General features: G+C 55.7%; 17 protein-coding genes and 1 other RNA gene. 9 read left to right on the top strand and 9 right to left on the bottom strand.

All coding sequences use genetic code 11. The features are described from left to right. Nucleotides 1-109: 109 nt before the first annotated feature. The 3 genes from ACZ495_RS07090 to ACZ495_RS07080 form a co-directional block, all read right to left on the bottom strand. Nucleotides 110-1,711, bottom strand: coding sequence for a (Fe-S)-binding protein (locus tag ACZ495_RS07090; RefSeq protein ID WP_012624472.1), 1,602 nt, complete (start codon nt 1,709-1,711; stop codon nt 110-112). Between the two features lie 11 nt (nt 1,712-1,722). Beyond that, nucleotides 1,723-2,661, bottom strand: coding sequence for a respiratory nitrate reductase subunit gamma (locus ACZ495_RS07085; RefSeq protein ID WP_012624473.1), 939 nt, complete (start codon nt 2,659-2,661; stop codon nt 1,723-1,725). A 946-nt stretch (nt 2,662-3,607) separates the two neighbouring features. After that, nucleotides 3,608-4,024, bottom strand: coding sequence for an RrF2 family transcriptional regulator (locus ACZ495_RS07080; protein WP_012624474.1), 417 nt, complete (start codon nt 4,022-4,024; stop codon nt 3,608-3,610). Between the two features lie 346 nt (nt 4,025-4,370). On the opposite strand from ACZ495_RS07080, the gene ACZ495_RS07075 reads away from it, so the two are divergent. After that, complete coding sequence (locus tag ACZ495_RS07075) at nt 4,371-4,916, top strand: RrF2 family transcriptional regulator (protein ID WP_012624475.1); 546 nt, start codon at nt 4,371-4,373, stop codon at nt 4,914-4,916. Next, complete coding sequence (locus ACZ495_RS07070; RefSeq protein ID WP_256233643.1) at nt 4,891-5,193, top strand: response regulator; 303 nt, start codon at nt 4,891-4,893, stop codon at nt 5,191-5,193. Before ACZ495_RS07075 ends, ACZ495_RS07070 begins: the two co-directional genes overlap by 26 nt. Nucleotides 5,194-5,394: 201 nt before the next feature. On the opposite strand, the gene hmcF is transcribed toward ACZ495_RS07070, so the two are convergent. From hmcF to ACZ495_RS07050, 4 genes are all read right to left on the bottom strand, one after another. Beyond that, nucleotides 5,395-6,783, bottom strand: a complete 1,389-nt coding sequence (hmcF, locus tag ACZ495_RS07065; protein WP_012624477.1) for a sulfate respiration complex iron-sulfur protein HmcF — start codon at nt 6,781-6,783, stop codon at nt 5,395-5,397. 44 nt (nt 6,784-6,827) lie between these two features. Beyond that, entirely contained in the window at nt 6,828-7,508 is a 681-nt protein-coding gene (hmcE, locus tag ACZ495_RS07060) for a sulfate respiration complex protein HmcE (protein ID WP_012624478.1), read from the bottom strand. 50 nt (nt 7,509-7,558) lie between these two features. Beyond that, entirely contained in the window at nt 7,559-7,963 is a 405-nt protein-coding gene (locus tag ACZ495_RS07055; RefSeq protein ID WP_012624479.1) for a cytochrome c3 family protein, read from the bottom strand. A gap of 123 nt (nt 7,964-8,086) precedes the next feature. After that, a complete protein-coding gene (locus ACZ495_RS07050) occupies nt 8,087-8,371 on the bottom strand; it encodes a hypothetical protein (protein ID WP_012624480.1) in 285 nt (94 codons plus the stop codon). A gap of 330 nt (nt 8,372-8,701) precedes the next feature. On the opposite strand from ACZ495_RS07050, the gene ACZ495_RS07045 reads away from it, so the two are divergent. The 7 genes from ACZ495_RS07045 (at nt 8,702) to ACZ495_RS07015 (ending at nt 16,821) form a co-directional block, all read left to right on the top strand. Further along, nucleotides 8,702-9,079 (top strand): hypothetical protein, encoded by a 378-nt coding sequence (locus ACZ495_RS07045; protein WP_394026073.1) that lies wholly within the window; start codon nt 8,702-8,704, stop codon nt 9,077-9,079. A gap of 287 nt (nt 9,080-9,366) precedes the next feature. Then, nucleotides 9,367-9,879, top strand: coding sequence for a YchJ family protein (locus tag ACZ495_RS07040; protein WP_012624481.1), 513 nt, complete (start codon nt 9,367-9,369; stop codon nt 9,877-9,879). Beyond that, on the top strand, nt 9,876-10,262 hold the full coding sequence (locus ACZ495_RS07035) for a hypothetical protein (RefSeq protein WP_012624482.1): 387 nt from the start codon (nt 9,876-9,878) through the stop codon (nt 10,260-10,262). Before ACZ495_RS07040 ends, ACZ495_RS07035 begins: the two co-directional genes overlap by 4 nt. A 99-nt stretch (nt 10,263-10,361) precedes the next feature. Further along, a complete protein-coding gene (locus ACZ495_RS07030) occupies nt 10,362-11,702 on the top strand; it encodes a glucose-6-phosphate isomerase (protein ID WP_464262880.1) in 1,341 nt (446 codons plus the stop codon). A gap of 3 nt (nt 11,703-11,705) precedes the next feature. Then, entirely contained in the window at nt 11,706-13,292 is a 1,587-nt protein-coding gene (locus ACZ495_RS07025; RefSeq protein ID WP_012624484.1) for a sensor histidine kinase, read from the top strand. Between the two features lie 4 nt (nt 13,293-13,296). Further along, on the top strand, nt 13,297-14,676 hold the full coding sequence (locus ACZ495_RS07020; RefSeq protein ID WP_012624485.1) for a sigma-54-dependent transcriptional regulator: 1,380 nt from the start codon (nt 13,297-13,299) through the stop codon (nt 14,674-14,676). Nucleotides 14,677-16,035: 1,359 nt separating this feature from the next. Beyond that, nucleotides 16,036-16,821, top strand: a complete 786-nt coding sequence (locus tag ACZ495_RS07015) for an FCD domain-containing protein (protein ID WP_464262879.1) — start codon at nt 16,036-16,038, stop codon at nt 16,819-16,821. 449 nt (nt 16,822-17,270) lie between these two features. Here the strand turns inward: ACZ495_RS07015 and ffs are convergent. Beyond that, nucleotides 17,271-17,356: signal recognition particle sRNA small type (gene ffs / locus ACZ495_RS07010), an RNA gene on the bottom strand. A gap of 31 nt (nt 17,357-17,387) precedes the next feature. Continuing rightward, nucleotides 17,388-18,230 carry an amidohydrolase family protein gene (locus ACZ495_RS07005; RefSeq protein WP_296983463.1) on the bottom strand — a complete coding sequence of 281 codons (843 nt, stop codon included), beginning with the start codon at nt 18,228-18,230 and terminating at the stop codon, nt 17,388-17,390.

Raw genomic sequence — 18,230 nt, 5'->3', positions numbered from 1 at the left:
CTGTCCGCACAGCCGCCAAGGCAAAATAAAGGGTAAACTGCCCCAGTGCGACGGCCGTCCCTCAACCGCAGCGGACGCGGCGAGGCCGCGTCCGCGAGGATCCATAAGGCTATTCTTCTTCGCCTGCGCCTTCAAATTCAATGAAGCCGGGATTCACATTGGTCATGGCGTTAACGATAAGTTCCACCAGGCCGCCGTAGGCGAAGTTGTTCTTGGTGTACAGGTCGTTGTGCTCAAGAATTTCGCGGATCTGGCCCTTGCAGTTGGAGCAGGGGGCGCAGATGTATTTGCGGGTTTCGGGGCCAAGGCAATCCTTGAAGGCTTCGCTGATCTGCCACATCTTTTTGCGGCCGGAGATGTTGCCGCGCCATTGTTCGATGTTGTTGCGGGTCATGATGGCAAAGCCGGAACCGCCGCCGCAGCAGTAGTTGTCTACGCCGTGGCAGGGCATTTCGCGGAACTGGGGCGCAATTTTACGCAGGATTTCACGCTGAGGCTCCACAATGCCCATAAGGCGCACCACGTTGCAGGGGTCGTGCAGGGTCACGGGGAAGTCGTTGCGCGAGGGGTCCAGCTTGAGGCGGCCGCTCATGACGATGTCGCGCAGGGTAACATAACAGCTTTCCCGCGGGACCTGATATTCAAAGGGGATTACACGGTCGGCGATGACGGTGAGCGCCTTGTGGGCATGGCCGCATTCGCCGATGACGATTTTTTTGACGCCCAGCTCCTTGGCGGCCATCATGTGCTGCAGGGCGATGCGGGCGGTCTGGGCATCGTCGTAAAACACGCCGTAGTTCACGCCGTCATAGGCAAGGGCCTTGCTGGAAAGCGTCCACGACAGGCCGGCTTCCTGGAAGATGAGCGAGAAGGACGCGATGTTTTCAGGCCAGGCCATGATTTCGCCGGCATTGTGCAGCAGCATGATATCCGCGCCCTGCACGTCAAAGGGCGTATGAATGCCCACGCCGGTGATTTCCGCGTAGTCCTCGTCAATGAACTCCACGTTTTCTTTTACCACTTCGGGCGTCATGCCCGTGGAAGAGCCGGCCTTCATGTGGTTCATGGTTCCGCGCTCGTGCAGTTCGCGGGGATATATGCCCAATTCCTGGCTGAAGACCTTGCGGATTTCGCGGGCCATCAGGCCATTGTCCACACCGATGGGGCAGGTCTGGGCGCAGCGGCGGCAAAGGTTGCAGCGGTAGGCCAGTTCGCCCAGGCGGGCCACGGTTTTCCAGTTCAGGTTCATGTCGCCGTAGCGCCATTTTGCCAGAGGCTCTTTTTTTACATACTGCTTGTAGATGCGGCGGAAGATTTCAGAACGGAAGTTGGGGCGGTACATTTCGTTTTCGCCCGACATCTCGTAGAGATGGCAGGCATCAGAACAGGAGTTGCACTGCACGCAGTTGTCCATGCTGGTTTCAAGCATGGGCAGGAAGGTCCAGTTATTTTCCTTGCTGAACAGTTTGCGCACGCCGTCGAGGAACTTGTTGACCAGTTCTTCCTCTTCTTCACGGTTTTTGGGCTTGGGAATGTTCAGCACGCAAACTTCGTCAAGAATACAGGCTGTGTTTTCTTTCTGCTCTTCAGTAAAGGGCTTCCAGGGCATGGTATGCATATCCACAGCCAGTTCGGGGATTTCTTTCAGGTCAATGCTGACCATCTGCCCGTCGACGGTGGAAACGTCAGTCAAGCGAAGGTTGTCTTTCATGTCTGAACTCCCTAGTCTTCTTTCTTTTCTGTGGGGTTGGTGGTGGCAACATCCACCCAGGTCCTGGGGGTTCCATCACCGGAGATATGCTTGGCCGACCAGGTCACGTTGAACTTGAGGGCCTCAAGGATCTTCTGCTTGTTCTTTTCGCTGTAGTTGGTGGGCTCATCGCCCCAGCGGATGTCGTGGTACATGAAGTACTTCATGATCAGGTGCCCCATGTTTGTCATGGGAATCCAGATGAGCAGGAAGAAGCCCAGCAGCAGGTGCAGGCTGAAAAGCGTGCTGGTTTGCGGGGCAAAATTGAAGGTGAGCAGGTTGTAGATGAAGGTGCGGGCCAGTTCGAAATACGAAGGGGCAACAGCCCAGGCAGCCAGGCCCAGCACGCCGAAGGCCACAAAGACGCCCAGGTTGAAGTAATGTTCGGGCGTACTGTAGCGGCGCAGTCCTTCGTCGTTGCGGCGGCGCTCAATCAGGCCGATGCCGCCGATGACAATGCACAGCGCGCCGACCAGCACCACGGCGTTGATGACGTTGCCCACAAAAATCATGACGCCGCCCTGCGGGTTCAGGCCAAATATCTGGGCGATGACTGCGCAAAGCACGATGATGGTTCCGCCCATGAGCATGTACATGCCCACGTGGAAGGGGTAGGTGCGGACCCACAGCTTCAGGTTGTGTTCAAAGGTGGCATGCAGAAAGAGCACTTCAGTCAGAATGCCCTTGATGTCGCCCCAGTGCGAAATGTGGCGCGGCTTGGTCCACCAGTCTTTTTCTTCCATAAAACTGCCGCCGTAGGCCGCTTTTTGCGCGCCCTCATGGGGAACAGGATAGAGTTCCCAGCGCACATGCAGCGGGCTGGCCGCCATATAGGACCGGATTTTCAAGTACGCCATGCAAAAGAAGCCGGCTACCGCCAAATAGCCCAAGATGTAAAACAAAATGGTCATGCGTTTTCTCCCGTAGGGTCAATATGCCGCTGAAACATGGGTTCGGCGGGCCCGGCCCGGCCGGTGCGCCGCTAACAGCCCGGCATGCGTCTGCTTGCCTGCAACCTCTCCTGAAAAATTACCGGGCCAATGACTGTGGCAGACCGTCCCTGTCAGGAATTGGTCACGTTAAACCATAAAGTCAAGATGGCCGGTGGCACTCCTGATACCTAAAATATAAAAAAATGCAAAGATGTCGGATAGATTCATTACGATAAAATTAATCAAGATTAATTTAATTTTATTTAAGAAAATCAGATAGATTTAAAGCCCAAAAATATTTTTTTGGCAAGAAAAAAATATTTTTTCACTAAACCGGAAACACCAGTAAAAGTGCTACGGCATGAATTTGGGGGGGGATCTGCTTAAACATATCTGTTTAGTATGAGTTTGTGCAGCGTAACAGCGCCGGATACTACAGAGAAAAGACAGTGAAAGAGGAGGCAGGAGGTTCAGGCTATACGGGAACGGCGGAGAAAAACAGTATGTGCGAAAAGGGCATGCCTGGCAGTGCGGCGCGTGCATCCTGTTATGTTGCCTGAGAGTTGTTCGCGGCGATTTCCGGCAGTTTTCCGGAAAAATACCAAGCAGAGGCACTTGTCGCACGATTGCAGACACAGTTCGACAACTGGAGCGGGCAGTAAGTTCAGTCAGGAAACAGGAAATATCCTTGCGCAGATCAAGTCCACACTGCTGTGTTGCTTGTGCATGTAGAGTTGGGAGGGCGCTTTGGGAAAGGCAGGGAGGGAACGGCGGCCCGGTGACCTGGCCTAGTGGCACGCCGGGGAGGCGGGGCGGAAATTTTCAGAAAGAACTAAATCCAGATAAGGCGGACGCCGCACCGTTGAGTCCTGCCCCTGAAAGAACAGATTGCGTGGGGTCGTCCGCCGCTGCTGGATATACTGTTTTAAAGCAAAATATGATCGTCGTGCATGAGGTCGCGCAGGGTGATGGATTCAAAAACTCCGTCCAGCGTCGATTGCAGGCTTTCCCATGCCTTGCGCACTTCACAGGCATCAAAGCGTGAACAGTGGCCGGGTTTTTCCAGGCAGCCACTCAATTCGATGCCTCCTTCCATCAGGTTTACAATACAGCCAAAGGTCAGTTCTTCGGGTTTGCGTAGCAGTACGTGGCCGCCTTTGGCCCCACGCACACTGCCCGTAATCCCCGCCAGTCGCAACTGACGGAGGATTTGTTCAATGAATTGGGAACTGATACCGGTCTGGCTTGCCAGCATGCTTGAGGAAACTGGTTTCTCAAGTCCGTTCTTTGCCAGATAGAGCAATATACGGGCAGCGTATCGTGTTTTGGCTGAAAGCTTCATTGCGAACCCCCCACGGCGCAGTAATAAAATGGGGATATAAAATCGGCCAATGGCCGTATCACACTGTGTTGGAAGTTTGAGCTTCCAAAGCATAATTTGAACAAAGCACAGTATAACACCACAACAGGACTTTTTGCATCTCTTTTTTTATCTCGCTTCAAGCCTTGCGAAAGACTTCACACAATCAGAAGGGCAGCATTTTATGCCGGGCGCATGTTTGAGCACAACGCCGCAAAGCCGCTTGACGCGCAAAGTGGCTTGAGCTAAGAATCATGAGTAAAGCAGTCTAAATTAGACGTATCAAGTATGGTAAATTTTATCGCCTCCAGCAAAATAAGGAATAAATATGCGTATTTCCACCATGGCTTGTCATGCGCTGCACCTGCTATTGTGCCTTTCTGAACAAGATCGGGCTATTCCTGCTTCTGCTTCCGAATTGGCGGCCTGTACGGGCATTTCTGAAAAGTTTGTGCAAAAAATCATGCGCTTGCTGCAGGCTGAGGGAATTATCAAAAGCGTACGGGGCATCGCCGGGGGCCATATGCTTGCCCGCAACCCCGAAGCCATAACTCTGGCGGACATCATCTGCGCAGTGGAAGGGGGCATTACCCTGCCCGGCGTCAACAGCGAAGCTCCGGCGGGCAAAGCCGCTCTGGATGTTTGGGATAAAGCCGCCACGGCTTTGCGCAACTCCCTTGATGCGGTTACCCTTTGCTCCGTCCGCCAGAACGCGGGGCTTTCGCAACGGCATGGCACGCGCCGTAAGGCTGAATATCCTGTTCACAGAAGATCAGAATCCGAACTCGGAGGCCCCAATGCAAAAGCATATTCTCTTGGTAGACAGCGATGCCGAAAATCTAAGCAGGATGTCGCAAGCTCTACGTCAATCTGACTATCAGGTGAGCGTAGCCGGTAATTGTGATGAAAGTCTGAACATGGTCCGCAGCCTCAAGCCTGACTGCATCATTTTTGATGTGGAACTGGAGGGCACGTCGGGAACCATCATGTACAGCCGTTTGCGCAGGAACCCGCAGACCCGGCATATCCCGGCCATTGTCTGCACCAGTGTGGGGCCAAGACCGGTGTGCTTTGGAACGGGAATACCCGTTTTGAACAAGTCCTGTACTTGTGAGGCGCTGCTGGGGGCCGTTTCTGCCGCCACTGCCTGAGGTTGCGGCGCTGTAAAAAGACCCTGCCTGCAGAACTGGTTTTCTTCTGTTGCCGGTGGTCAGCGATCCGGCTGCGAAGGGTTTTTATTGTTGGCCGGGCAAGCGGGATGTCTTGCCCGGCCAACGGGCGTTCATGATGCGCCCTTGGGCAGAACCGCGATTCGCAAAAGGACAAATAAACCGCGGTTCTGTCACTTTAGTCTACTCAGGCGCAATATGGCGGATGTGCGGCGGTATGATCAGCATGTCCACCAGCATCGGCTTGAGGAAAGACCACTTGATGTTGTGCTCTTCATATACTTCCATCATATCGCGGATGGCGTCCCAGCAGTTGTGGCAGGGCGTGATGACCATTTCGGCGCCGGTGGCCTTGATCTGCTCCAGCTTGTTGGTGAGCGCCACGTTACGCTCCTGCCGGTAAATGCCGATGCCGTTGAGGCCGCCGCCCCCGCCGCAACAGAAATTGTGGTCGCTTTTGGGACTCATTTCGCGAAAATCTTCAGCAATATAGCTCATGATTTCGCGGGTGGCCATACCAAGGCCGTGGTTGCGCACGTAGTTGCATGAATCCTGAAGTGTGCAGGGAACCTTGATTTTTTTGGCCGGATCTATCTTGATCTTGCCTGTGCGCAGCATTTCTGCCACCCATTCCACATAGTGCATGAAGCGCACCGGCGGGTCACCGCTCTCGCGTCCGGCCCAGTATGGGCCTTCAATAACTGTGGCGCGGTGGGCATGCCCGCATTCGGTACCTACAACCACTTTGGGCTTGATGCGCTCAACAGCTGCGTAAATACGCTTGACGTTCTGCGCACAGCCTTCCCAGTCGCCGGCGAACATTGTCAGTGAGGTATTTTCCCATCCTTCGCGCGGCACGGTCCAGTTGGTGTCGGTCACGTGGAAGAGGATGGCCGCCAGGGCAATGTCTTCAGGATAGTGCTTAACCTCGCGGGCGTTGAGAACATACATGACGTCGGCATGTTCCTTTTCAACGGGTATTTCGAGGTCGGGCCATTCTTCCTGCTGCTCTTCCACCATCCATTCACAGGTTTCGAGCCAGTCTTCTTCGCTCACGTCCATCTGTGCGCCGTACACGCGGTGCATGCCGGAGCCGATCTTCATTTCCCACGGAATGAAGCCGTGCTTGAAAAGAATGCCGCGCAGATAGCTGAACATGACGCCGGTATCGATGCCGTGCGGGCAGTAAACGGCGCAGCGGTTGCAGCAGGTGCATTTGCCCCAGGCGGCGTCCATGCATTTGATCATGAAAGCGGCGTCGACCTTGCCCTTGCGGCGCAGGAGCTCGCCCAGGGTCGCCTGTATCTTGTACGAGGGAATCTGTGTGGGGTCATTATTGTTTGTTCTGTAAAAGAAGCAGCTGTCGGCGCACATGGCGCAGTGGGCACAGATGTCGAGCCACGTGCGGGTGCGCGATTTGCAGGTCTGCTCCAGGTCGCGGGCCAGTGCTGCCTGGTCGACCTTCATTTCCTTCATTTGGCTGTAGTACTGCGCCCCGCCCTTGTCCTTCAGCAACTCGAGGATGCCTTCCTTGGTGGTGATGGGAGTGGGGGTGCAAAGCAGTTCGGACATGGTTCGCTCCTTATCAGGCGAAAATAATAATACTGTTGCCCGTTTTACCAGGGGAAAGCGCCGCCGCGGGTAGCTCCGCCTCTTTTAATGGCGAAGTCCATGCCGATCTGGGCACGCGACAGGAAAAAGAGCACGATGTGCGAAAGCTTGGTAAAGGGGGCCAGAATAAGGAAAAGCTCGCCGCTCAGCACATGCAGAACAATCCAGCTCTGGTAGGCCGAGGTATCCAGGCGGGCCATAAGCCCGGTGGCGAAGGGCAAAAAGGTCAAAAGCAGAATGAACCAGTCCGCGCGGCTGTTCAGCTGCCGTAGTGCGGGCGAGGTCATGCGCCGCGCGGCCAGCAACAGGATGGCCACAAGGCTGAGCACTGAAAGAATGTCCGCCAGGGTGCCGGGCAGCGAGGGCAGGCTTATGCCCACATAGCGCTCAAGCAGCACGGTGTGACCCAGCAGAAAAAGCGGCACCAGCACAGCGCCGAAGTGCAGCAGGAAAAAAAGGGTAGTGGCCACGGGCTGCGTGCGCCAGCCATCAGTGCCGCCGGGGATGAGCCATTTAAAGATGGACGCCAGGGCACCCGGAATGGAGCGGTCTGTGTGGTAGCGGTAGGCGATGCGTTCAAGGCGCCAGTCCAGGCCGCGCACGTAAAGAAACACGCGGGCCAGCATGCCTACTGTAAAAATGACAAGTGAAATGACAAACAGGGGTCCGGTAATAAAGTCAAGCATCTGATTCTGCCTCCTAACGTTCTTTCTTCCTTAATGCAGTGAGCCACCGGCTACTTTTTGGCGGCGTACTCAGATGCGATGCGCTCGCTGTGGCAGACCCGGCAGTCTACAAGGCGGGGGCCTTTGGCAAGCTTGACATGACACTCGGTACAGGTGGCATGCAGGTAGTCCACCTGCTTGCCGGGAGCGACGTTTCTTACATTCAAGAACGTCTCTGACAGCCCGTCGTCCGTCATCTGGTGGCAGGCGGTGCAGTCTTGCCCCTTGTCTTCCAGATAGGCGATATGCTGGTCATGGGTGAAGAAAACCGGCGGCATCTTCTTGGCGCTGAAGGCCGGGTAGGTGAAGGGAATACGTTCCTCACCGAAGGCCACGCCTGAAGACAGTGCCATGCCGAGAGCCAAAAACAAGAGGCTGGTGAGAATGGTTCTGAATCCGATGTGTTTTTCCCGCATGGTGGATCCTTGCTTCCTGACATAATCCTGGTGATGTTACCCCGGTAAACAACCAGCGCCGGGCACAATATATAAGGAAATCCCGAGCACGCGCTTCGGGATTTCCCCTGGTTCCGCGTTTAGCTAGGCTTTGGCCCTGTTGAGAGCTTCAGCCGCGTTGCGCATAAAAACAGCACACTTATAGGGTTCGTTTTTCATACACCGCATGGCATAGGCCGCGCTGAGATAAAGAAACAGGCGAGATTCGTAGTCCAGCCTGTTGGTTTGCAGCCAGTGGTCATGGGGTGCTTCTGCCTGCGCCAGATCTCTGGCACGGGCAAGGTCTTCCGCATACGCATCACCGGCAAGCTTGGAATACAGTTCGCAAATTTCTTCAGCCAGGTATTCACGTTCTGATAATGCCGACATGACAACCCCCTTGCGTCACGCGCGGTTACGCCCCACTGTACAGGAGGCATTGGTAAAGGGCAATTAAATTATGTAATTTCTGACTCAATTAATCCATACAAAAAGATTATTATATTAAAAATACTGCGTCAACATGGTTTCGATTTTTTGTGACAAAAAATATATAACTATCGTTGCTTGTTAAGTATAAATGTTGACTAATAAGATATAGTATTTCTGTCACAAGCTGCTCTTATAAGAATGCACCTGTTTTGATTTAACAGTTGAAAAATATAGCTTTCAGATACATTTTGCTGTTTGAATGCCCAGGCATATTCATAGTGTGATAATATGTTTTACATCAACGTGTATTTAATATGTATTTTTTACAGTATGGCTTGCATAGTTTTTTGCTGTGTTTTTTCGGCAAGCAAGCAGGCTGAGTCTGAATCCTTTTTTAAAACTGGTATTACAGTCAGTTTTTTTGCAGGTGCGCAGCGTGATGTTTATGGGCGTTATGTTAAAATAATATTTTATTTCAATATGTTGTTCTTTAGGTGCTTTAAATCACAATCGACGGCGTTTTCTGGGACAGGCTTGAAAGAGCGGGGTGGACCAGAGCGATGGGCGAGCCGGTATGCCTGCGTGATGGGCCTGCTGATGCCACGCACTGATGGCGAATTGATGGGGCAGGGGGAGCGGCTCAGGGCCGACGGAGAAAACGGTTGAGTGTCTGATGTGTTTGCCGCGGTTACCGGTATCGATGTTTGCCGCAGCCTGCCACGTGGGCGCATTCTGCGCCTGCGGCCCGTGCCTACGACAACCGCTGATCCGGGCCGGGATGCTGTTTTTGCGGCAGCCATGCGTTCCGTCTGCCCCAATCGTCATCAATCTTCTGTGGTTTTATGAAGCCAAAGGCGCAGCAGGCCCTTGTACGCTCTTGCCGCCCGGACTGGCATGCGTTAATATTTATGGGTTATACGCCCCCTGAGGGCTTTAAAAACAAGGTGGATTTCATGCAACAGCAATGCCCTTGCGGCAGCGGCCATTCTCTTGATCAGTGCTGCGGTCCTTATATGGATGGCACGGCATGGCCCGGCGATGCCGAAACTCTTATGCGTTCGCGCTATTCGGCCTACGTGCTTGGCCGTTACCAGTGGCTTGTCGACAGCACTCACCCGGATTACCGGGAGGGTATTTCTGTGGAAAAGCTTACGGAACAGGCCAGGGACGTACAGTGGCTGCGTCTGGATGTGGGGCGGACTGAAAGCGACGTGCCGGCCGGACAAAACGGTGAACTGTTTGATGTGGTGGAGTTTCATGCCTACTATGAAATGGAGGGCATCCCCCGCCAGCTGGGCGAGCGCAGCTTTTTTGCCCGCCACGATGAAAAGATCTTTTATGTGGATGGTGTTGCCCTGAGGCCCGAGGCGTACCGCAGGCAAAATCCCAAGGTGGGGCGCAACGATCCCTGTCCTTGCGGCAGCGGCAAAAAGTACAAAAAATGCTGTGGAGCCGAAACCGCTTGAGCGCCCCCACCATAGATCGCGCTGCACGGGGAGCCGGAAAAACCGGCCCCCTCACGGCCATCCGCCAGTTTTGCCTTGAGTGCCAGGGGGCTTCCGGCAAGGCTGTGCGGGCATGCGCCGACAGGCATTGCCCTTTGTGGGACTGGCGCCTGGCCTTGCTGGCTGACGGCACATGCCCAGCGCCGGAGGCCGAGGCGGGCCGTCAGGCCCTGCGTGCCATCCGGCGGCAATGCATGCTCTGCGCGGGCGACTGTAAAGAAGTGCGGGCCTGTGCCGCACGCGAGGCGTGTGTGCTGTGGCGTTATCGCTTCGGTGTGCGCCCGCAGACTTACAAAGCCGTACGCCGCCGCTTTTTTGCCCCCAAGCCTCTGAGCCTGTTGTGACGGACGTGCTCTGCATCTGCCCGAGGGCGGTGTGTGCATTCCGCGCGTTTTAAGGCCGCGCTTTTGCCCCCTGGGCGGCGCGGTATAAGGGAGAAGCCTATGTCCCATTATCTTGAATGGTCGAGAGCCTACAGTCACAGGTTGAATACGGCGGATGCCGCTCCCCTTCAGGCCAGGGCTTCTGAAATGGGTCTGCGGCTGGAGCGCGAACTCACGCAGGGCCTTTTGCCCTTTCTGTCAATGCCGTACCGGGCCTCGCTTGAAAGCGGCCTGCCGCCTGTGCTTGAGCGTATGCGACCCTGCAGGCACATGCTGGTGCTGGGCATCGGGGGATCCGCCCTTGGCGCTCGCGCCGTGCAGAAAGCCTTTGCCCCGGGGCAGGACAGGCCGGGGCACACCGGTTCCAGCCTGTGGATTGCCGACAATGTGTGCGCTGAAGAGTTTGAAGCCCTGCTTGCCGCGCTGCATCCGGCAGAAACGGCCGTGGTATGCATCAGCAAGTCCGGGGGAACCATTGAAACGCTGGCACAGTATTTTCTTGTGCGGCAATGGCTTCAGGACGCCCTTGGCGAGGGCTGGCGCGAGCACATGACTGTGGTTACAGACGCCGTGTCCGGTTATCTGCGGCAAGAGGCCTCGAGCTATGGCCTGGCCTCGCTGGAGGTGCCGGACCATCTGGGGGGCCGTTATTCCGTACTTTCTGCTGTGGGGCTGCTGCCCGCCGCCTTTCTGGGCATTGACTGGCGGGCGTTGCTGGACGGCGCGGCCCATGCGGCGCAGCCGCTGGTGGAAAAACCGCGCCGTGTGGGTGAGCATCCTTCCTATGCCATTGCCTGCTGGGCCAGGGCGCTGGAAATACAGGATTACAGCGAACTGATCCTTTTCTGCTACGTTCCCCGGTGGGCCGCCTTCGGGCCGTGGTTTGCGCAGCTGTGGGCCGAAAGCCTGGGCAAGGACGGGCAGGGAATTCTGCCTGTGTCGGCCACGGGCGTTACGGACCAGCATTCTGTGAACCAGATGTTTCTGGACGGTCGCCGCAACAAGGGCTGCATTTTCCTTACCGGCCGGAGACAGCAGCCGGGCCGGGCTTTTGGTCAGGATCTGCCGGAAAAATGGGCATGGCTGCGGGGCAAACCTTTGGGCGCGCTGCTTGAGGCCGAGGCACTTGGCACACGCATGGCGCTCTGCATGAGCGGTGTGCCGCTGGTTCATCTGGATATGGAAGATACCGGTCCCCGGTCTGCCGGGGCTTTCATGCTGCTGCTTGAGGCCGCCACCCTGTTTACCGGCTGGCTCATGGAGGTGAATCCTCTGGATCAGCCCGCCGTGGAGTTGGGAAAACGTCTTGCCAACGCCCGTCTGGGTGCGCCGGGCTATGAGCGTGAACAGACGGATCTGGACAGTTTTATGGCCGTACCGTTGCAGGAGCAGGTGTTTTAGGGCATGTGGACGTTCTTTAGAAAAAAACAGGCTCCGCCTCCTGATGCCATTGCTACGGCAAGCGGGCAGGACGGCGCGGCGCAGGCCGGAAGCGGCCGCGGCATGCCGTCGGGCAGCAGCCAGGATTGCGGCCAGACAGGCTCTACGGCCGGCTCCCGGGGTGATGCCGGCGAGGGGTTGCCCCTGAGTTACGCCCGGCCCCTGTCCTGGCTTTCGCTGGTGATTATTCTGCTCACCAGTCTGGTGCTTTCGTTCTTCATTTCCAATTCAGCCCGCGAAACCCTGCTGACCCGGCAGGAGGGTTTCGCCCGTCTGCTGGTGGAAAACCTCAACAGCCAGATTTTCCGGCGCTTTGCCTTGCCCACGCTTTTCGGCTACGGGCGCATTTCCTTGCGGCAGCCCGCCCAGTACGACCGGCTGGATCAGGTGGTGCAGTCCGTGATTCACGGTCTGCCTGTGGAACGTCTGCGCATCTATGATTTTTCACGCATTGTGGCATATTCCACCCGCAAGGAAGAAATCGGCCGTGCCGGGCTTTCTCCGGCCAATCTGGACGAGGTGTTGCACGGCGCGGCCCCCAAGTCTGAAATAATTTCGACCATACCGGCATGGCAGGCCCCTTTCAGGCTCCCGCTTGAAGAAGGAACCTTTGTTCTCCGTGTGCTGTACCCCTTGCGGGGTGAATCGCTCAAGCCCGGTGAGGATGCCCCCATCATGGGCGCGCTGGAGCTTACACAGGACATTACGGGCGACTATGAGCAGGTGGTGACGTTTCAGGGCATTATTGTAATCATGTGCCTCATGTCTTCGGTGGTGCTTTTCGGCCTTTTGATCATGCTTATCCACAGGTCGGAGCGTGTACTGGCCGAGCGGATGAATAAAAACCGCCAGCTCGAGAAGCAGCTTCACAGCAACGAACGTTTTGTGAGCATGGGCCGCGTGATCGCCAGTATTGCCCACGAGATCAGAAATCCTCTCGGCATCATCCGCTCCAGCGCCGAGCTGCTGCAACGCCGCAGCGATGCCGATGCAGGAACCCGGCGTATACTGGGAGCCATTTTTGACGAATCTGTGCGCCTTTCACAAACCGTAAACGACTTTCTTGACTATGCCCGCCCCCGGCAACCCAAGCAGGACCTGGTTGATATAAGCCTTGTGCTGGACCAGGTGCTGGGCTTTCTGGAGGGTGATATGGGCCGCCGCAACGTGGCGCTGGAACGCAATACTGAAGAGGGCCTTTTCGTTCATGGCGACAAGGATTTGCTGTACCGCGCTTTTTACAATATTCTGGTGAACGGACAACAGGCAATGGACGGCCCGGGCGTGCTGCACATCAGTGGAGTTCATGACGGCGAGGGGCATGTGCGGCTGGAGTTTCTCGACTCCGGTCCCGGTTTTGACGCCTCCGTTCTGGCCAACCTGCTGGACCCCTTCTTTACGACCAAAGACGGGGGAACTGGCCTTGGCCTGCCCATTGTGCAGTCCATTATCACAAGCCACGGCGGCGTGATCCAACTGGAAAACGGCCCGGAAGGCGGCGCTCTTGTACGTGTGCTGCTGCCCGAAGCCCATGCCGGGGTACAGGAATAGTCTCATGAGTGAAAAAGCGCATATTCTGATTATTGACGACGAAAAAAACTACCTTCTTGTTCTGCAGACCCTGCTGGAAGATGAAGGGTACACCGTTACCGCCATCAGCGATCCAGAAACGGCACTGGCCTTTCTGGATGAAAGCGAAGTGGACGTGGTGGTCACGGACATGAAGATGCCCAAGGTAACAGGGCGTCAGGTGCTGGAACGGGTCAAGAAAAGCTGGCCGTATATTCCCGTGCTTATCATGACGGCATTCGGCTCCATTGAAAGCGCTGTGGAGCTTATGAAGTATGGCGCTTTCGACTACATTACCAAGCCGTTTTCCAATGATGAACTGCTGCTTTCCATTCACAACGCGGTGGAACTTGCCCGCGCGCACCGGCAATACCGACTGTTGCAGGAAGTGATGGAAGATCGCTATGGCGTCCACAAGATTGTGGGGCGCAGCCGCGCCATACGTGATGTGCTTATCATGGTCGAGCGCGCCGCTCCCAGCCGGTCAACCGTGCTCATCACAGGTGAGTCGGGTACGGGCAAAGAGCTGATTGCCCGCGCCATCCACTATACAAGCCCGCGTAAAGACAATCCTTTTGTTTCGGTCAACTGTATGGCGCTCAATCCCGGCGTGCTTGAAAGCGAGCTTTTCGGGCATGAAAAAGGATCTTTTACCGGGGCAGTTGCCATGCGTCGGGGGCGTTTTGAGCAGGCCGACGGCGGCACGCTTTTTCTTGATGAAATCGCCGAACTGACGCCGGACCTTCAGGTCAAGCTGCTGCGGGTGCTTCAGGAGCGGCGCTTTGAGCGCGTTGGCGGAGGAGAGGAGATCGAGGTGGACATCCGCGTGGTGGCCGCCACCAATAAAGACCTTGCCGCCATGGTGGAAAAGGGCACGTTTCGTGATGACCTCTATTACCGGCTCAATGTGGTGCAGATTCCCCTGCCGCCTCTGCGCGAACGCCGGGAAGACATCCCGCTGCTTGTGGCTCACTTTGTAGATAAAGTCTGCACAGACAATACGATGCCTGCAAAAACCTTCAGCACCGAGGCTCTCAACTACCTAACGGGCTATGAGTGGCCGGGCAATATCCGTCAGCTTGAAAATGTGGTTGAAAGCTGTCTGGTATTGGTACCCGGTACTGTCATCAATGTTGATAATCTGCCCGCAGAGATTCGCGATGAAGAGTCGCAGTTCAAAAGTGCTGTGGACCTTCTGCCCGTACAGCTTGACCTGGCCGATACGCTGGAAAAAATTGAGGCTGCGCTTATCCGCCGTGCGCTGGTACGTGCTGACCTTGTTCAGGTTAAGGCGGCAGAATATTTGGGAATTTCAAAAAGCCTGCTGCAATACAAGTTGAAAAAATACGCCATAACCGGGCACTAGACAGCTTGTTTTGGGGCATGCATCCTCAGTCCTGATCAGGATGCATGCTGCGGCGGCAGCCGTGTAACCAGGCAATCTACTTGTTTTTATTGTTTTTCCACATGCTGGTTGAGGTTGCGTTATTCCCTGTGCCGGGAGTGCGGGCGTGCAGGCTTCAATCGCCGCAAACCAGCATTGTTCCGGTTTTTCTCGTCCCGGCGTCTGCGCTGTCATGACGTCGGGACGGGATCTGGTGCGCCTTCCGGATCTGCCGTCAAGCCCCTTGGCTGCACGTTTTTTATCAAATCTCCCCTTGAAATTGTTACCCTCGAAGCGCCCCTGGTTATGCCTGGGGCTCGTGCACAGCAACGGGCTGATGAGGACTTTTTGCTGCTGATTGTCAGGCTGCCGAGGTATTCCGTTGCTGTGCCGGCGTGAAGTAAAGGGCGAGGTGCCAGGCCAGGCGGAGATGTTTGCGCAGGAAAAGCCACGCAGCCGTTCATATGATTTCAACGTCAAACTGCTCCAGCATAGACATGCTACACGTGCTCATGGCACATGCAGCATGCGGCCCGCAAACCCGGCAGACAGACCATGTGGCGCATTCTTTCCGATTTTCGGCACCCGGCACGTAGTGGGCTGTTTTTTATTGAAAATATTGGGCCGCTGACCATAAAAACTGCGGTTTTTTCCTCCCCACCCAAGTGGTATCCTTTTTAGCTTGTCAAAATGTATTTTTTGAGCAACTATCATGTAACAAGATTCCACGCGGCAAGGGCCGCACCCTGCCGTAGCGCAGCACATGAAGCTGTGCGTGGGAATATCTTTGTTGTTTTTTGACGCTGATTGATTGCTCAATTAGAACAGCTCCGCGTTGATACAGCGCTGGCGGCTGCGTGAGCAAACATCTGACGTACTTGCGCAAACGTAAATTATCCGTGCGGCCATATGTCGAAACAGACGTTCAGCAGCCTTGAACATACTGTTTTTGCAGGCAAACAGTCATGCCAGTGGTCCAGCAAGAACCGCGCAAACAGCCGGGCGCAGGCTCGCCAGCCTGCAGCACAGCCAGAATGGGCGTATCCGGTGAAACGGCGTTTTCGGCTGGATGACTGTTGAAGGCAGGGACGTATCTGCAAAAAGATGCGAAATGCTTTTCACAGGGGCAACCCTGGCTGCCGCTTCCGGCCATGCGTATAATTCTCAGGCTTTCAATATGATATTGTTTTGCAAACAATGTTTTTGTCGTCGGCCTGCGTGTCTGGTTTGCGCGAAGTTCCGGCGTCAAATACACGCATGGATATTGTGTTGATACGTATATAATACCCCGGCAGAACTACCGGTCGGTTGCACTGCGATGCAAGGAGATAATAGAATATCATGACTACCGTAAATACGAACAACAGCAGCACTGAAAGGCTGCAAGGCAGACGGCGCAGCATACAGCGTCCGCGTGTGCATGTTGAGGTGCTGTCCTGTCTGTTGGAAGATATACAGTCCGGCGTATACCAGGTAGGGCAGAAACTGCCGTCCGAGCGCGAGCTTATGGAAGAATTTGGTGTCGGCCGTCCGGCTGTGCGTGAGGCCTTGTCGGCGCTGGCGCGTATGGGACTTATAGAAGTTTCGCCCGGTATGCGGGCGCGGGTTTGCAGGCTTACACTCAACCCGCTGTTGCGCGAAATGCGCGCCACTATGGAAATATACTCGAGCACTCATGACGGCTGGAGGCAGATGCACGAACTGCGGCAGTTCTTCGAGACGGCCGTGGCCCGGCGTATGGCGCGCCATATGACGGATGAACAGATGGTCGAGCTTGAGTGCATACTGCAAAAACAGCGCGGTTTGCTGGACGATTCGGCCATACGGGAATTTGCCGAGGCTGACATCGAGTTTCACCGTTACCTTGTGAACTGTGTCGGGAACAATTTTCTGGATATTGTTTCCGACGGCTTTGCAGGCTGGTTGATTACTCCCCTGTACGCCTCCATGCAGGTACGGCAGCAGAGCGAACTGGCCTATGAAGCTCATGTGCGCATTTTTGAAGCCCTGAAAAAGCGTGATGCCGATGCTGCGGAAGAAGCCATGCGGGCGCATCTGGAAGAGATGCGCGGTATTTATCAGGTGGATGTCATGTCAGGCACGGAAAAAAAGCCGGGCAAGATGTAAGGGCAGGCAAGCCGTAAGGAGCGTGTTTCCGGGGCCGCCGCCCTGTGCGTCGGGTTTGGGCATGCGCCCTGCTGGCCGCATGGCTGTCGGCCAGAAGGCGCAACATCTCAAGGAAAATCTGAAAAGGCCCCGCAGACTGGGGTGTACTGAAAGAGCGGCGCGCTTTTACGGCACGCCGCTCTTTTTATGCTTACAGTGCTGTGAAGGTTTGCAGCACCATGTAGAGCATTTCACACTTGACATGCTCTACATGGATCTGTCTCCAGATCATTGTCGCCAAATGATTGCAGGGCGGCTTTGCCGACCGTTAAGCAATCATTTGAAGCGTTAATTGCTCTAATGATGCATGGGGTAAATGATGACGCGGGGCGCTGCACAGGTCAGGGGGCAGGCCCTGAGCGCGAAGCCGCGTAAACGCAAAAACCGCAACGGGGATTCCATTGCGGTTTTTGTGGGCCGGACACCCGGCAACTTCTGTTGCCGCTGCTTCCTTTCGGACCTGACGGAGTTGGCAGTGCTGCCGCCGTCCGGCTTGGCAAATGCTTTACTTGGAAAGAGGGCGGCTGTCAATGCCTGATGGCTTGTTCCGCCTGTCCGGTCTGCGGGGGCAGCAGGCCCGGTATGGTTGCGGCGTTGCTCATGAGCCGTTCCAGCATGCTGTCGCTCAGGCCGCCTTTTTCCTGAAGCCTGTGTTTTTCATCCAGGGGATCATACAGCGGCCAGTCCGTGCCGAAAAGTATCCTGTCAGCGGGGTAGGCGGCCAGCAAGGTTTTTACAAGCATGGGTGTGGCAAACGGCGTGGTGCTTGAGCTGTCAAACCACAGGTTGGGGCGCTCCTTGCCGGCGAAAGCCTTGAGCGCATGCGCCCACATGCGGTAGCCGCCAAAGTGCGCGGCTATGACCTGAAGGCGTGGAAAGGCGTCCAGAATGGCAGCCAGCTTGTAAGGGCAGGAGGGGTTTTTTTCTGGAGAAATTTTGTCCCCAATGTGCATTTCAAAAATAAAGCGTCCTTGCGCAGCCTCAAAGATAGGCAAAAGGCGCGGGTCGCTGAGCCAGAAGCCCTGGAAGTCCGGATGCAGCTTGATGCCGCGTATGCCTGCGGCCTCCATGCGGTCAAGCTCGGCCTCCCACTGGGCGTAGCCGGGGTGTATGGTGCCGAAGGCAATCACACTGTCCGGATGCGCCCGTTGCAGGCTGATGGCGTAATTGTTGGCCGGAATGACTTGCGCGGGAGCAGTGGCCGCGCACAATACCACGCACATGTCGATACCGGCCCTGCGCTCATTTTCCAGCAGGTTGGTTATGGTGCCGTTGCCCGCACAGGCAACGGCGTAGTGCCCGTTCAGATGTTCCACCGCCTTGTGCGCAATCTTGGGATGAAAGGCGTGGGTGTGGATGTCAATATGCAT

The organism is Desulfovibrio sp. GTC20076 (assembly GCF_055385905.1).
This window is presented reverse-complemented; position numbering and strand designations above follow the sequence as displayed.